Origin of the sequence: Xanthomonas arboricola (genome assembly GCF_002940665.1) — a bacterium.
Classification (GTDB): domain Bacteria; phylum Pseudomonadota; class Gammaproteobacteria; order Xanthomonadales; family Xanthomonadaceae; genus Xanthomonas; species Xanthomonas arboricola_B.
Map to the genome: position 1 here is coordinate 107,729 of NZ_MIGY01000001.1, position 15,300 is coordinate 123,028.

At 66.1% G+C, this 15,300-nt stretch carries 10 protein-coding genes and 1 pseudogene; 3 read left to right on the forward strand and 8 right to left on the reverse strand.

Annotation, left to right across the window (positions count from 1 at the left end; genetic code table 11):
• Window positions 1-15: 15 nt before the first annotated feature.
• Complete coding sequence (locus XarjCFBP7645_RS00550; protein ID WP_104536690.1) at window positions 16-1,821, forward strand: DUF885 domain-containing protein; 1,806 nt, start codon at window positions 16-18, stop codon at window positions 1,819-1,821.
• A gap of 282 nt (window positions 1,822-2,103) precedes the next feature.
• Here the strand turns inward: XarjCFBP7645_RS00550 and XarjCFBP7645_RS00555 are convergent, their stop codons facing one another.
• From XarjCFBP7645_RS00555 to rraA, 5 genes are all read right to left on the reverse strand, one after another.
• On the reverse strand, window positions 2,104-3,936 hold the full coding sequence (locus tag XarjCFBP7645_RS00555; protein ID WP_104535841.1) for an ABC transporter ATP-binding protein: 1,833 nt from the start codon (window positions 3,934-3,936) through the stop codon (window positions 2,104-2,106).
• 206 nt (window positions 3,937-4,142) lie between these two features.
• The gene (locus tag XarjCFBP7645_RS00560; RefSeq protein ID WP_104535842.1) at window positions 4,143-4,739 is read right to left on the reverse strand and encodes a plasmid pRiA4b ORF-3 family protein; all 597 of its coding nucleotides are present in this window, start codon (window positions 4,737-4,739) and stop codon (window positions 4,143-4,145) included.
• Window positions 4,740-5,103: 364 nt separating this feature from the next.
• Entirely contained in the window at window positions 5,104-6,369 is a 1,266-nt protein-coding gene (locus tag XarjCFBP7645_RS00565) for a cation:proton antiporter (RefSeq protein ID WP_104535843.1), read from the reverse strand.
• Between the two features lie 223 nt (window positions 6,370-6,592).
• Complete coding sequence (locus tag XarjCFBP7645_RS00570; RefSeq protein ID WP_104535844.1) at window positions 6,593-8,188, reverse strand: serine hydrolase; 1,596 nt, start codon at window positions 8,186-8,188, stop codon at window positions 6,593-6,595.
• A gap of 22 nt (window positions 8,189-8,210) precedes the next feature.
• Complete coding sequence (gene rraA, locus XarjCFBP7645_RS00575) at window positions 8,211-8,711, reverse strand: ribonuclease E activity regulator RraA (RefSeq protein ID WP_104536691.1); 501 nt, start codon at window positions 8,709-8,711, stop codon at window positions 8,211-8,213.
• Window positions 8,712-8,986: 275 nt separating this feature from the next.
• On the opposite strand from rraA, the gene XarjCFBP7645_RS00580 reads away from it, so the two are divergent.
• Together XarjCFBP7645_RS00580 and XarjCFBP7645_RS00585 are read left to right on the forward strand one after the other, a co-directional pair.
• Window positions 8,987-9,820 (forward strand): DUF72 domain-containing protein, encoded by an 834-nt coding sequence (locus XarjCFBP7645_RS00580; RefSeq protein WP_104535845.1) that lies wholly within the window; start codon window positions 8,987-8,989, stop codon window positions 9,818-9,820.
• A 37-nt stretch (window positions 9,821-9,857) separates the two neighbouring features.
• A complete protein-coding gene (locus XarjCFBP7645_RS00585; protein WP_104535846.1) occupies window positions 9,858-10,805 on the forward strand; it encodes a DMT family transporter in 948 nt (315 codons plus the stop codon).
• An 88-nt stretch (window positions 10,806-10,893) separates the two neighbouring features.
• Here XarjCFBP7645_RS00585 and XarjCFBP7645_RS00590 read toward each other — a convergent pair.
• From XarjCFBP7645_RS00590 to XarjCFBP7645_RS00600, 3 genes and pseudogenes are all read right to left on the reverse strand, one after another.
• Window positions 10,894-11,987 (reverse strand): annotated as a pseudogene (locus tag XarjCFBP7645_RS00590) (diguanylate cyclase).
• A gap of 98 nt (window positions 11,988-12,085) precedes the next feature.
• Window positions 12,086-12,808: a pseudouridine synthase gene (locus XarjCFBP7645_RS00595; RefSeq protein ID WP_104535847.1), complete on the reverse strand. Its 723-nt coding sequence runs from the start codon at window positions 12,806-12,808 to the stop codon at window positions 12,086-12,088.
• A 48-nt stretch (window positions 12,809-12,856) separates the two neighbouring features.
• On the reverse strand, window positions 12,857-15,262 hold the full coding sequence (locus tag XarjCFBP7645_RS00600) for a putative bifunctional diguanylate cyclase/phosphodiesterase (protein ID WP_104535848.1): 2,406 nt from the start codon (window positions 15,260-15,262) through the stop codon (window positions 12,857-12,859).
• Window positions 15,263-15,300: the final 38 nt, after the last annotated feature.

A 15,300-nucleotide genomic window follows, 5' to 3' on the forward strand; every position in this document is an offset into this window, starting at 1 on the left:
CCATCGGGATCCACCATGCGTCAACGTTTGCTTGTCCTCGCCCTGCTCGCCGGCCTCGGCGCCTGCCAGCAACAGCCCGAATCGCCGCGCGCCGGCGCCCCTGATGCCACGACGCAGGATGCGCAGACGCCGGATGCGCGCTTTGCGGCGCTGTCCAAGCGCGCGCTCGACACCTGGATGCAGCTGTCGCCGGTCACCGCCACCCAGACCGGCGATCACCGCTTCGACACGCAGATCGACGATCTGAGCAGCGCCGGCCGCCAGCGCAGCCTGGATGCCGGCAAGGCTTTGCTGGCCGAGCTGGATGCCATCGAGGTCGCCAAGCTGTCGCGCGAAAACCAGGTCGATGCGGCCATTCTGCGCAACCAGCTGCAATCGGAAATCTGGAACACCGAGGTGCTGCAGAGCTGGGCCTGGGACCCGCAGGTCTACAACGGCCTGGCCGGCAGCGCGCTGTATGGCCTGATGGCGCGCGAATTCGCGCCGCTGTCCGAGCGCCTGACCTCCGCCACGCAGCGCATGGAAAAGATTCCCGGCATCTTTGCGCAGGCGCGCCAAAACCTGGACCCGGCCCGCGTGCCGAAGATCCATGCAGAGACGGTGGCCAAGCAGAACAAGGGCATCCTCAGCATCGTCGATACCTTCATCGCGCCCAACATCGGCCAACTCGGCCCGATCGAGGCGGCCCGCGCGCAGGCCGCCATCGACCGTCTGCGCAAGGCCGTGGCCGAGCAGCAGACCTGGCTGGATACCGTGCTGGTACCCAATGCCAAGGGCGATTTCCGCGTCGGTGCGCAACTCTACGACCAGAAGCTGAAATTCGCGCTGCTGTCGTCGCTGTCGCGCGCCGAGATCAAGCAGCGCGCCGAGTCCGAGCTCAAGCGCGTCCGTAGCCAGATGTACGGCATTGCCCGCACGGTGCTCAAGGACAAGCCCGGCGCACCCAAACTGCCCGAGACGCCCAACGACGACCAGCAGCAGGCCGCGATCGAGGCGGCGCTGGAACTGGCCTATGCCGACAAGCCGGCCCGCGACAAGGTGGTGGACGACGCCAAGGCCGCACTGGCGCAGTCCACCGAGTTCGTGCGCCAGAAGGATCTGATGACGCTGCCCGATTCGCCGGTGGACATCATCCTGATGCCGGAATTCCAGCGCGGCGTGGCGGTGGCGTACTGCGATTCGCCCGGCCCGCTCGACAAGAATCTCAAGACCTTCTATGCGGTCTCGCCGATTCCCGACGACTGGAACGACCAGCAGGTCGATTCGTTCCTGCGCGAATACAACAGCCGCATGATCCACCTGCTCAGCATCCACGAAGGCACCCCGGGCCATTACCTGGAAGGCTGGCATTCGGCCAAGTTCCACTCCACGCTGCGCGCGGTGCTGCGCTCGGGCATGTTCGCCGAAGGTTGGGCGGTGTACACCGAACGCATGATGCAGGAACAGGGTTATCTGGATAACGACCCGCTGTTCCACCTGGTGCAGCTCAAGTTCTACCTGCGCACCATCGCCAACGCCATCCTCGACCAGGGCGTACATGTGGACGGCTGGGAGCGCGACAAGGCAATGCACCTGATGACCCACGACACCTTCCAGCAGGAAAGCGAAGCGGCGGGCAAGTGGGTGCGTGCGCAGCTGTCGTCCGCGCAGCTACCGACTTACTTCGTTGGCGTGCAGGAACATCTGGACACGCGCAAGGCGGTGCAGGACAAGCTGGGCAAGGATTTCAACCTGAAGGCGTACCACGACAAGATGCTGTCCTACGGCGCCCCGCCGGTACGCTTTGCACGCGAGTTGATGCTGGACCAGCCGATCGAGTGACTGATCCTTCTCCTACCGGGAGAACGAGTGACCCTTCTCCCTCGGGAGAAGGTGCCCTGCAGGGGCGGATGGGGGTACGGGCAAGCCTGGCGTGGCCGGGACTAGCGAGTGGCTTCGCCCCGTACCCTCACCCCGACCCCCGCTCCGCGCCCCTGCCCGCGCTTGCGGCGCGGGCGCTCCAAGGCACGCGCGCCAGTGGCGCGCAAGCCGTGCCTTGGCGCCCCGGCAGGAGCGGGGCTTGTTGCTGCGGTGGTTGCACGTCTGCAACCCACTAAAGCCCTCTCACCGATCCGCCGCAACGAACCCTCCGGTCTGCCGCGCCCACAGACGCGCGTACAGGCCACCCTGCGCAATCAGTTGCGCATGCGTGCCGGTCTCGACGATGCGTCCGGCATCCATCACCACCAGCCGGTCCATGCGCGCGATGGTCGAAAGACGGTGCGCGATCGCGATGACGGTCTTGTTGCCCATCAGCGCGTCCAGGCTGTCCTGGATCGCCGCTTCCACTTCCGAGTCCAGCGCCGAGGTGGCCTCGTCCAGGATCAGGATCGGCGCGTCCTTCAGCAGCACACGCGCAATGGCGATGCGCTGCCGTTGACCGCCCGACAGCTTGACCCCGCGTTCGCCCACATAGGCATCGAATCCGCGACGGCCTTCGCCATCGACCAGCGTGTCGATGAAGCCTTCCGCGCGCGCCTTGCGCACCGCCTCCAGCATCTGCGCGTCGCTGGCCTGCGGCCTGCCATACAGCAGGTTGTCGCGGATCGAACGATGCAAGAGCGAGGTGTCCTGGGTGACCAGGCCGATCTGCCCGCGCAGGCTTTCCTGGGTGACCTGGGCGATGTCCTGCCCGTCGATGAGGATGCGCCCCTGCTCCAGGTCGTACAGCCGCAGCAGCACGTTGACCAGGGTCGACTTGCCCGCACCCGATGGCCCGACCAGGCCGATCTTCTCGCCCGCGCGCACCTGCAGATCCAGCCCGGCAATCACCCCGCCGCGCTTGCCGTAGTGGAAATGGATGTGCTCGAACTGCACCTGGCCTTGCGTCACCTGCAGCGGCACGGCGTCGGGCGCGTCCTGCACCAGCACCGGCTGCGAGATGGTCTGCATGCCGTCCTGCACGCTGCCGATGTCTTCGAAGATGCCGTTGACCGTCCACATGATCCAGCCGGACATGTTGTGGATGCGGATCACCAGACCGGTGGCCAGCGTGATCGCGCCCACGCTGATCTGGCCGCGGCTCCACAGCCACAACGCCAGCCCGCAGGTGCCGACGATCAAAAAGCCATTGGCCACCGCGATGGCGGTATCCATCGTGGTGGTCACGCGCGTCTGCCCGCGATGTTTCACCGCCAGTTCGTCGATCGCATCGCGCACATAGGCCTGCTCGCGGCCGGCGTGGGCGAACAGCTTGAGCGTGGAGATATTGGTGTAACCGTCGACGATGCGCCCGGTGGCCTTGGAGCGCGCATCCGATGCGACCCATGCGCGCGCCTTCATGCGCGGCACGAAGAACGCCATCAGCGCGACATACACCACCAGCCAGATCAGCAGCGGCAGCATCAACCAGGGGTCGGCCTGCGCAAACAACCACAGCGCGCTGCCGGTATAGACCACGATGTACCAGAGCGCATCGACCATCTGCACCGCCGATTCGCGCAGCGAGGTCCCGGTCTGCATCACCCGGTTGGCGATACGGCCGGCGAAATCGTTGTTGAAGAAGCCCAGGCTTTGCCGCACCACGTAGTTGTGCATCAACCAGCGCGAGCGGTTGCTCAGGCCCGGCACGATCGCCTGGTTGACCAACAGATTGTGCAGCCCGGTGAACAGCGGCCGCGCCACCAGCGTGATCGCCGCCATCCAGATCAATTCGCCGGCATGACGACGGAAGAAGTCCGCGCCCGGTCGCTCGGCCAGCATGTCGACGATGCGCCCGAGGAAGTCGAACATCGCCACTTCCACCAAGGCAAGCAGCAGTCCGGCGACCAGCGTGGCCAGCAGGATCGGCCACAACGGCCGCAGATAATGCAGATAGAACCGCCACACGCTACGCGGCGGCATGTCCCGCTCGATTGGCGGAAAGACATCGATCAGGGATTCGAACCAGCGGAACATCGCAGACACTTTCGGGAAAAACCGGGAGATCAGGCTAGCCGATCGCGCGTCAAGCTGCAGTGGCGCCGGCGTCGGGTTCCAACGCCATCACAGACGTGGCAGGCTGCGACGCACGCGACAGGCCACCGGATCCGTCGCATCGATTCCGGTCGCGTGCGCCGTGCATGGCCGGTGCATCGCTGCGGATCATAAAGCGCCGGCCGCGCTCATTCGCGGATACGTGCGAGCAGGCGATTGACCTCGGCAAGATCGAAATGGCCCGGATCCAAGCGCCCACCCAAGGTGGCCAGCTCCTGCACGTGTTGCGCATGCTCCGGGTCGGCGATGATCTGCAGCAATGCCTGGTAGGCATCGATTCCTGCGCTGTTTTCCGGCGGGCAAGCGTTGGCGCCCGCCACGCAACGAGCCACGCGCAGGCTCGCATCCGGCGGCAGGATCGCTTCGACCTCGATACGGTGCTGCCAGCCGGCGCCGGTGCCGTAGAAATAGTCGAACCGCTCCAGCTCGCCCACGCCGCTGTCCACGGTGACCCGGGCGGCATGCTTGAGCCGTGGCCGGTCCGGCACATCCAGCCCGGACTCGCCGTAGCGACCGCCGCCCAGGTCGAACTCGTACGGATGCCCGCCGTTCCAGCCCATCACCGGTTGCAACACGCGATGCAGCGTGGCCAGGCGCAGCGAGCCCGCCACCAGCGCGCGACGCCAGATCAACGGCGCGCTATCCACCAGCGAAACATGCAGCTGATACACCGGCGCAGGCGCGGGTATCCCGTGCTGTGCAGCTTTCTTCTTGGCCTTGCTCATCGTGTCTGGCTACCTGTTTGCGCTGCCAGTATGCAGCGACGCGGCACCGGCTGCATCGCTGCTCACCCGACGCCGCAAAATTGCGCTCTGCCGATATCGGTCCTGCATGCGAGCGCACGCACGCACGCACGCACGCACGCACGCACGCAAGTGCAACAGATCGGCAACATCTGCAGAGATGGCCCGTGGCACATCGACGGCACGATGCACCGGTGCCCGCAAGCAGCGCGACGCCGCGCACGCCAACGTGCCGTCGGTGCCTCGTCGCAGGAAGCGTCCAGGTCTCGATGCGACCGACTTCGCGGCATAGTCATGACGCGACCGCTGCGCGTGCCTGCGGTTCTCTGGAATCGAAGAAAACGCCTCAGCGCTGCTGCAGACTCGGCACCGCATCGGTCACGTTGGAATGGCGACGCATGATCCAGTTGAACAGCGGGGTAGCCATCAAGGTGGAGAGGATCGCCATCAGCACCAGCACCGAGAACAGGCCCTGTTGGATCACCCCGGCCTGCAGGCCGATATTGATGATGATCAGCTCCATCAATCCACGTGCATTCATCAGCGAGCCGATCGCCAGCGCATCGCGGTTGTTCTCGCCGGTGGCACGCGCCGCGGCCCAGCAGGCAACGCCTTTGCCGATGAACGATGCAGCCAGAATCGCCACGCCCGCAAGCATGATCTGCGGCTGCAGCAGCACGCTGAGCTGGGTCTTGAGGCCGGAATAGGTGAAGAACAGAGGCAGCAGCAACACCACCACGAACGGCTGCAGCATCTCGCGCAGTTTTTCGGTCAACGTTCCCCTGGGCAGGCAGACGCCCAGCAGGAAACCGCCAAACACGGCATGGATGCCGATCGCGTCCATCGCCCACGCGCTGAGGCAGAACAGCATCAACACCACCGCCAGCACACCATTCCCCAGCGGCTGGTTCGGTACCACGTAGGCGTCCAGACGGCGCAGCAGATGACGGCCGACAAGGATCATGAACACTGCATAGGCCACGCCGCCGCCGATGGCCAGATAGGCACTGCCCCAACTCCCGCCAAAGCTCGCCAGCACCACGGCAAGAATGCACCAGGCCGCCGCATCGTCGAACGCACCTGCGGTGAGTGCCAACGTGCCCAGCGGGCTATTGGTCAGACCACGCTCATGGATGATGCGCGCCAGCATCGGGAACGCGGTGATCGCGATGGCCGCACCCAGAAACAGCGAGGCCTCCATCAACTTGGCCTTTTCCGAGAACAGGCCGTCCACGTGAATCAACCACGGACACATGGCAAAGGCCAATGCAAACGGCACCGCGATACCGGCCATCGACACGCTCATCGCACTGCGATAGCGCGCGCGGAAGTGATCTCCACGGAAATCGGTACCGACCAGGAACATGTACAGCCCCACGCCGAACTGCGCGAACACGTACAGCACATCCATGGTCTGCTTGGGGAACAGCGCGGCCTGCAAGCCGGGCAACACCGCGCCGAACAAGGACGGGCCCAGCATCACCCCGGCGATCATCTCGCCAACCACCTGTGGCTGACCGATCCGTTTGGCCAGCAACCCCACCAGACGACATACCAGCAAAATCGCTGCGGCCTGCAGAAAAAAGTACACCGACATCTGCGGAGTGGTCATGCGTTCGGCAACATCCCTGAGAAGTGCGCGGATCATAACGAGCCGCGCCGATGGGCGATAGCCATCGTGCATCTTGCACGCGGGCCCTCGCGGGTTGGCGGCGGGTTGGACCGAGACCTCAATACCAGCCTCCGTGCGCACGGTGCCGGCGATGCGCCGCGGGCCATCAGCCACTGCATGCTCGGTGCCGTGGCGATGGCCTGCGGCAACGATCGGCGCAGCCTCACTTCTGCGTCGGCTGCGCTGCCGCCACCGGCGTCAACACCAGATCCTGGAAATCGAAGCTGAAATCGGTCAACGGCGAGATCGCCTCCATCCGCATCTCACGTACCGTGCCATCCGGGGTCAGCGCAAAATTGACGAAGGCATCGGCATTCAGGGAGCGGTCGTCCCAGCGCACGATGAAGCCGTCGTGCTGCCAATGCTCCAGCGTGCCGACCAACTGCGCGGTCTTGGCGAACTGCATGCGCAGGCGCTTGCCGTCCTGACGGATCACCACATCGCCGTACCACGGGTCGCGATAGGTCGCCGCATAACCGCGCAGCGGCAGCGACGGCGTGGAGCGCGCTGCGCGTGCGTCCAGATGCTTCTTCCAGCTGGTGTCCGCATCGCCCTCGGCCTTGCTCACGGCCTTGGAATAGGCAGCGGTCCAATCGGTGGCCGGCACCTGCAAGAACGCATCCAGCACCTGCAGGGTCACCGCATTGAAGGCCGCGCCGATCTCCTGATTGGTCAATACCACCACACCCAACTGTTGCTCGGGCACCAGCGTCAGCCGCGACACCATGCCCGGCCAGCCGCCGGTGTGCCACACCAGCCGATGGCCGCGGTAATCGCTCAGGCTCCAGCCCTCTCCGTAGCCGGAAAACTGGGGGCGGGCTGCCGCCAGCTCCGGCACGGCCGGGTCGGCAATCGCGATCGGCGTGATCATCGACCACATCTCCCGCTGCCGTTCGGCACTGAACAGCGGCGTGCCATCGGGCAGGACGCCCCCGGCCAGTTGCACGGTCATCCACAACGCCATGTCGTGCGCGCTGGAATAGATGCCGCCGGCACCGGAGTTGTTGGACCAGGTCAGCGGCGCGACCGTGCGCAGCTCGACGAAGTCGTACTTGGCATGGCCCACGGCCGCGTTGTCGCCCGGCTGCAGATGATCGGCATTGAAGCGCGTGCCGCGCATGCCCACCGGGGCGAAGATGCGTTGTTGCAGAAACGCCGCATAGGTCTGCCCGGAGACCTGCTCGATCACCTTCTGCGCCACTGCGTACAGGATGTTGTCGTAGGCATAGCGATCGCGGAAACCGCCCTTCAACGGTACCTTGGACAGGCGCTGCACCACCTCGTCGGTGCTGTAGCTGGTGGTCGGCCAGAACAACAGATCGCCCGCACCCAGGCTCAAGCCGCTGCGGTGCGCGAGCAGATCGCGCAGACGCATCTCGCCGCTGACGTACGGGTCGGCCATGCGGAACCACGGCAGGTGGTCGATGACCTTGTCGTCGAGCGAGAGCTTGCCCTCGTCGGCCAGGATCGACAGCGATGCGGCAGTGAAGGCCTTGGTGTTGGAGGCGATCGCGAACAGCGTGTCGGCCTGCACCGGCGCAGGCTTGCCGATCTCGCGCACGCCGTAGCCGCGCTCCAGCACCACCTGCCCATCCTTGACGATGGCCACCGCAATGCCGGGTACATCGAACTGCTTGCGCACGCGTTCCATCTGCGCGTCGAACTGCTGCATGCCGGCCGGAAGCTCGGCCGCCTGCGTCGTCGCCACCAAGCTTGCCAGCATCAGCACGCCTCCACTCAGCCATCGGTTCACGGTCACTGTCCCACGTCCTCTGATTCGCTCAGGTCGATCCGCCGGCACTGTCCAGCGACAGCGGCAGCGGTGCCACCAACACGCCGTTGCCATCGGCATACAGCCAATGGCCCGGCACGAAGGCCACGCCGGCAAAATTCACCGGCACATCCACATCGCCCAGATCGCGGCGCTCGGTGCGGCGTGGGCAGGCGCCCAACGCCAGCACGCCCAGCGGCAGCGTGGCGAGGATCTCCACATCGCGCACGCAGCCGTGGATCAACACGCCGGCCCAGCCGTTGGCGACCGCCTGCATCGCGATCTGGTCGCCCAGCAGCGCGTGCTTCAACGAGCCCTGCCCGTCCACCACCAGCACGCGGCCGTCGCCAGGCGTGGAGGCCAGCCGGCGCACCCGCGAGTTGTCCTCGAAACAGCGCACGGTGACGATCGGCCCTGAGAACGCCGCACGTCCGCCATAGGAGCGGAACAACGGCTCGGCGATGCTCACCTCGGGGAAACGGTCACACAGATCGGGCGTGGTCCAGGTCATCGCTGCGGTCCGGAAGAGGCGATCTGCGATGGTAGCGACATGGCCGCGTCCGTGTAAGCCGCCGATCGCCGGCTGGCCGGGCTGCGCCTGCATCGGTGTGCACAATGCCTACATGCCGCCCCGCGCCAACAGCCGCGCCTGCCTGGCAGTGTGCGCGAGCGTCTTGGCAGCTGCCCCACTTCGCTGCGCAGCTGCGGGGCTATCATCTGGGCGGCCTGCCACATGTGCGCGTATCCGACATGCCGGGGGGCGCTCACGCCAACGTGGAATCGCTCATGACCGATCTGTTCGCTGCCACCCCGCCCGCGCTCGATGGCATCCACGTCGGTATCGGCGGCTGGGTGTATGCGCCTTGGCGGGCGGGGATGTTCTATCCGCAAGGGCTGGTGCAGCGCCGCGAGCTGGAATACGCAAGCCGCCACGTCACCGCCATCGAGATCAACGGCACGTATTACGGAACGCAGAAACCGGCGACCTACGCGAAGTGGCGCGACCAGGTACCGCCCGGGTTCGTCTTCTCGGCCAAGGCACCGCGCCGCATTACCCAGTCGCGCAAACTGGCCGGCACGCAGCCGCAGGTGGACGACTTCATCGGCGGTATTGTCGAGCTCGGCGACACGCTGGGGCCGCTGGTGTGGCAGTTCGAACAAGGGCATCGGCTGCAGGCCGACGACCTGGACGCCTTTTTGTCGTTGCTGCCCAAACGCGCCGGCAAGCGCGTGCTGCGCCATGTGCTGGAAATCCGCGACCACGACGCGGTGGATGCGTCGCTGCTGGCACTGGTGCGCCGGCATGGAGTGGCCACGGTATTCACCGATTCGGACGAGCATCCGTCCTTTGCCGATCTGTCCACCGACTTCGTCTATGCACGCCTGATGCGCAGCCAGGCGCGCCTGGCTGCCGGTTACCCGGCGCCGGCACTGGGGCAGTGGGCCGAGCGCATCCAGGCCTGGCAGCGCGGCGACGATCCGGCGGATCTGCCGCATATCGACGCGTCGACGCACGTCGCGGCCATGCCGCGCGAGGTGTTCGTGTTTTTCATCAGTGCCGCCAAGGAGCGCAATCCGGCTGCGGCAATGGCGTTGTTGCAGCAATTGGGTTCGCGCTAGCACAGGCGTTGCGTCGCGTCTTCGGCGACAATGGCGCATGCCCACGACCGACCTGCGCAAGGCGCAACTGCAAATCCATTTCTGCGTCCTGCTCTGGGGCATCACCGCGATCCTGGGCAAGCTGATCACGCTGCCTGCGCTGCCACTGGTGTGGTGGCGCATGTTGATCGTGGTGGTGGCGCTGGCGCTGTTGCCGCGCGTGTGGCGTGGACTGCGCGGCTTGTCCGGGCGCGTGGTGCTGGGTTATTGCGGCATCGGCGCGTTGGTGGCCCTGCACTGGCTGACCTTCTACGGCGCGATCAAGCTGGCCAATGCCTCGGTGGCCGCGACCTGCATTGCGCTGGCCCCGGTGTTCACCGCAGTGATCGAGCCATGGGTGACGCAGCGCCCTTTCCGCCCGCGCGAATTGCTGTTCGGCCTGGCGGTGCTGCCCGGCGTGGCCCTGGTGGTCGGCGGGGTGCCCGATGGCATGCGTGCCGGGGTGGTGGTCGGCGCGATTTCGGCGGTGTTCGTCGGCCTGTTCGGCTCGCTCAACAAGCGCATGGTGGCGCATGCCGACCCGCTCACCGTCACCGCGCTGGAACTGGGCGCCGGCACGCTGACCCTGACCGTGCTGGCGCCGGCCATGCCATTGGTGCTGCCGTCGCTGCACGGCGCGCTGCTGATCGTTCCCAGCCTGCACGACGGCGTCCTGCTGCTGGTGCTTTCGCTGGTTTGCACCTTGCTGCCGTTTGCGCTGGCGCTGGTGGCACTGCGCCATCTCAGCGCCTACTCGGTGCAACTGGTGACCAATCTCGAACCGGTCTACGCCATCTTGCTGGCAATCGTCCTGCTCGGCGAGCAACGTGAGCTGACCCTACAGTTCTATCTCGGCGTGGCGATCATTCTCGGCGCGGTGTTCCTGCATCCGGTGCTGGAACGCCGACGCAGGATCGTGCATCCGGAACTGCTCGGCACTGCCGAGGCGAAGAACATCGTCGACTGACCGCACGGCACAACCAACAACCGTCGTCGTAGGAGCGGCCCAGGCCGCGACCGGCCCTATCGATGACGCACCCGCGTGCGCACGCCACCTACCCCAACGCCACCACCTGGTCGCGCCCGCCACGCTTGGCCGCATACAGGGCCTGATCGGCACGCTTGATCACCGCCTCCACGCTTTCCTGCGGATGCAGCGTGGCCACGCCGATGCTCACCGTCACCGGCAGCGCGATCGTCATCACCGCCACGCTCTGGCGCAGGTATTCGCACTGCACCCGTGCCTGCAGCAAATCCACATTGGGCAGCAGCAGCACGAATTCCTCGCCACCGTAACGCGCAATGGTGCCGGCACCGGCCACATGCGCGCGCAACAATGCCGACAGTTCGCGCAGCACCACATCGCCCTGGTCGTGCCCATGCACGTCGTTGACGGTCTTGAAGTGATCCACGTCCAGCAACGCCACCGACAACGGCTGGCCTGCCGCACGTGTCTGGTCCATGGCCGCAGCCAAGGCCACTGCAAACGCGCGTCGATTGGGCAAGCCGGTCAGCGGATCGGTACGGGGCTGCTCGACCAGATCGGCATTCAACGCATCCATTTGCGCGTAGTAACCGGCCAGTTGCTGCTCGTACCATTCGCGCTCATGCAGTTGCTGCCGCAGGCGCTTGCCGGCCAGACGCAGTTCCAGCAGATGCGCGGCCTGGCGCGACAATGCCTGCAAGGCGGCGCGCTGCTCGTCGCGCAGATGCGCCGGCGTCTGGTCGAAGACGCATAACGAGCCCAGCGCCATGCCCGCGCTGGTCACCAACGGCGCGCCGGCGTAGAAGCGCACCGCAGAACTGCCGGTCACCATCGGGTTGTCGTGGAAGCGCGGGTCGAGCAAGGTGTCGTCGACCATCATCACTTCGTCCGGGCGCAGGATCGCATGCGCGCAGAACGAGATGTCGCGCGATGCTTCGCCGCGCGGTGCGCCATGTGCGGACTTGAACCATTGCCGCTGTTCGTCCACCAGCACCACCGCCGCCATCTGCGTCTCGCACAGCGTGGACGCAATCATGGTGAGGTCGTCGAAGGCACGTTCGGGCGGCGAATCCAGCACCTCGTACTGACGCAGCGCTGCGAGCCGGCTTCGTTGTCCGGCAATGTCGGTTTGATCACTCTGCCCGCTCCCCAGCTGGCTGTCAGCGTCGGAAAGTATGACCGAGCCGGCCATGCGCGGCCATCGGCTTGCGCATGCAGCCGACGCACCGTGCCGCTGGTTCAGCCCAGTGTGCCCGAACAGCTCACCAGTCGGCGCGCTGCGGTAGCAATCCGCGCAATTCCGCATCGCTGAGATTGCGCCACTGCCCGGGCTTGAGCGCGGCCAGCTTGATGTTGTCGATGCGCACCCGGCGCAGCTGGGTCACGCGGTAGCCGAATTCGGCGGACATCAGGCGGATCTGCCGATTCAAACCCTGCTCCAGCACGATGCGGAAGCCGAACTTGGCGATGCGCGCGGTGCGGCACGGCAACGTGGTCTCGTTGTGGATGCGCACGCCGCGCGCCATGCCACGCAGGAATTCGTCGGTAACCGGCTTGTTGACCGCCACCAGATATTCCTTCTGGTGGCGATTTTCCGCGCGCAGGATCTCGTTGACGATGTTGCCGTTGCTGGTCATCAGGATCAGCCCCTCGGACTCCTTGTCGAGCCGGCCGACCGGGAAGATGCGCTGCTCGTGGCCGACGAACTCGACGATATTGCCCTTGACCGAACTCTCGGTGGTGCAGGTGATGCCCACCGGCTTGTTGAGCGCGATGTAGACATGCTTGCGGCCACCGGGCTTGCCGGCGGCGCGCGTGCGCAGCGGCTGGCCGTCCACCAGCACGGTGTCTTCCTCGCCCACCACCGCACCGGTGCCGGCAGCCACGCCATTGACGGTGACCCGGCGTTCGCCGATCAGGCGATCGGCCTCGCGGCGGGAGCAGAAGCCGGTTTCGGCGATGTATTTGTTGAGTCGGGTCGTCATCGGCCGATTATCGGCGATTTGGAGCGGCGCGCGTGCACCAATCTGCGATCAGGACAGCGCCAACAGCGGTTGCCCGGCATGCAGCAGCTCGTCCAGCGGGCATGGCCGATGCAGGCTGAAACCCTGCACCTGGCCGACACCGGCCTCGCGCAGACCGGGAATGTCCGCCTCCGACTCCACGCCCTCGGCCACCACTTCGATCCCCAGCGCCAGGCCTACCTGCGCGATCGAATGCACTGCCGCACGGTCCACCGCGTCATGCGCGTAATTGCGCACGAAGCCGCAATCGATCTTGAGAACATCCACGGTGAATTGCTTGAGATAGCCGAACGAGGCCAGGCCGCTGCCGAAATCGTCCAGCGCCACATGGCAGCCGCGCGCGCGCACGCTCTGCACGAAGCGCTGCGCATGCTCCAGATCGCCGATGACGGCGGTCTCGGTGATCTCCATGCACAGCTTGGGCACCAGGCCGGGGTAGCGTTCGAACAAGGACCACACGAAATCGAGAAAGTCCGGCTGCGCGATCGACTGTGCAGACAGATTGACGTGGCACAGGTCCAGCATGGCCACATGCATCGGATTGGCCGCCAGCTGCGCGCACAGCGTTTCCAGCACATGCACATCGACCATGCGTCCCAGGCCGTAGCGCTCCACCGCAGGCAGAAATTCGCCCGGACTCAGCACCCGCCCGTCGCGCGCGCGCATGCGCACCAGCACTTCGTACTGCAGGCGTTGCGGATCGCTCAACACCTGGATCTTCTGCGCATACAACAGCAGGCGGTCTTCGGCGAGCGCCTGCTGCACCGCGCTGATCCAGCCGCCGTCGTGGCGGCGCCGTGCCAGGGCCAGATCGCTTTCGCCGAAACAGCGGATCCGGTTGCGCCCCTCTTCCTTGGCCGCATAGCAGGCCAGATCGGCGGCGGTCATCAAGGCATTGACGTCGCTGGCGCCCTGGCGGATTTCCACCACGCCGAAGCTGCAACTCGGCGTCAGCGGCCGTCCACCCCGATGGCTCCACGGCTGGCCCAGCACCGCATGCATGCGCTCGAGCAGGGTCCGCGCCTGCACCAGATCGGTATTGGCCAGCAGGATCGCAAATTCGTCGCCACCCAGCCGCCCCAGCCAGTCGCCGGAGCGCAACTGCATGGTGATCACGTCGGCGAAGTGGCACAGGAATTTATCGCCCACCGCATGCCCGAAGGTGTCGTTGACCAGCTTGAAGTGATCCAGGTCGACGAAACACAGCGCGTGGCACAGCTGCGGCGATTGCGGCGGCTCGATCAGGCGAAATAGCCGGCGTTCGATCTCACGGCGGTTGATCAGGCCGGTCAAGGCATCGTGACGCGCGTGGAAGGCGACTTCGTCGGCCAGCTCGTGCGCATGCGAGACGTCTTCGATCACCGCCAGTACCAGGGTCGGCTCCTCCGGGCCGGGCTCCACCAGCGACGCGCTCCAGCGCCCCCACATCACCCCGCCATCGGCGCGCAGAAAGCGTCGCTCGCCGGTCTGCAGCAGCGTCGGCCAGTCGACCAGGCCGCGGCTGTCCAGCGCGATGTCGTCCGGATGCATCACCTCGGCCAGCGTGCAGGTCTGCAGTTCCTCCGGCCGGTAGCGCAGGATGTTGGCCATCGCGGCATTGGCGTCGAGCACTCGGCCGCGCAGGTCGAACTTGACCATGCCCAGCGCCGCCTGCTCGAACGCGGTGCGAAAGCGTCCCTCGTGCGAGAGCAGATAATTGCGGATGCGGCGCATCGCCAGCACGCAGGTGGTCAGCACCAGCAACAAGGTCGCCAGGCTGCAGGTCACCATCACGTCGTGCAGCAGCCGCGCGCAACCGACCAGCAGCGCCTGGAACTGCGCCGCATCGCTGCGCATGCGGCCGTCGAGCAGATGCAGCTCGTCGCGCAAGGCCTGCAACGCGCGCGGATCCGGCCGGCTGGTGGCCTGCACGGATGCGGCCCGGTCGGCCAGGGCGCTCAGCTGCGACAGGTCGGCATCGGTGTGTTTCCATATCGCGATGGCATCGCCCAGATACGGAAGGACATGGCCGTAGCGATACAGCCGCACCATTTGCGGCATGTCCTCACGGGCATTGCGGCCGGCGGCCAGCCCGGCATATACCGCAGTCCGGTCGATCACCGGCTGCTCGACCGCCTCGCGTGCCGCGCGGTCGCCGAGCGGCACGTCCAGTGCGCGGCAGGCGGCCTGCAGGTCGGCCGGATCGCCGCTACCCAGATAGCGCTCCAGCCAGTATGCCGACTCCTGCTGGGCATTGGACCAGTGGCTCTGGCCGACGATCCAGGCCATTGCCCCGGACTGGATCTCGATCACCAGCGCCGAGAGCGCCGCCATGCTGACGGCCATGCCGATCAACAAGGCCAAGGGAAGCGTCAGCCAGCCGCGCATCAGGTGCATGGTCCGCCTATTGCTCTTGCCGCCCGCCTTCTGCGCCATCGTCTTCCTCGACCCCTGCCGCCGCCCAATGCGATTGA

What these genes read in the sequence shown, in the direction of transcription:
- XarjCFBP7645_RS00555 (WP_104535841.1), bottom strand. Translation starts at nt 3,936, where the DNA reads ATGTTCCGCTGGTTCGAATCCCTGATCGATGTCTTTCCGCCAATCGAG.
- XarjCFBP7645_RS00565 (WP_104535843.1), bottom strand. Translation starts at nt 6,369, where the DNA reads ATGACCACTCCGCAGATGTCGGTGTACTTTTTTCTGCAGGCCGCAGCG.
- XarjCFBP7645_RS00595 (WP_104535847.1), bottom strand. Translation starts at nt 12,808, where the DNA reads ATGACGACCCGACTCAACAAATACATCGCCGAAACCGGCTTCTGCTCC.
- XarjCFBP7645_RS00560 (WP_104535842.1), bottom strand. Translation starts at nt 4,739, where the DNA reads ATGAGCAAGGCCAAGAAGAAAGCTGCACAGCACGGGATACCCGCGCCT.
- XarjCFBP7645_RS00580 (WP_104535845.1), top strand. Translation starts at nt 8,987, where the DNA reads ATGACCGATCTGTTCGCTGCCACCCCGCCCGCGCTCGATGGCATCCAC.
- rraA (WP_104536691.1), bottom strand. Translation starts at nt 8,711, where the DNA reads ATGACCTGGACCACGCCCGATCTGTGTGACCGTTTCCCCGAGGTGAGC.
- XarjCFBP7645_RS00550 (WP_104536690.1), top strand. Translation starts at nt 16, where the DNA reads ATGCGTCAACGTTTGCTTGTCCTCGCCCTGCTCGCCGGCCTCGGCGCC.
- XarjCFBP7645_RS00600 (WP_104535848.1), bottom strand. Translation starts at nt 15,262, where the DNA reads ATGGCGCAGAAGGCGGGCGGCAAGAGCAATAGGCGGACCATGCACCTG.
- XarjCFBP7645_RS00585 (WP_104535846.1), top strand. Translation starts at nt 9,858, where the DNA reads ATGCCCACGACCGACCTGCGCAAGGCGCAACTGCAAATCCATTTCTGC.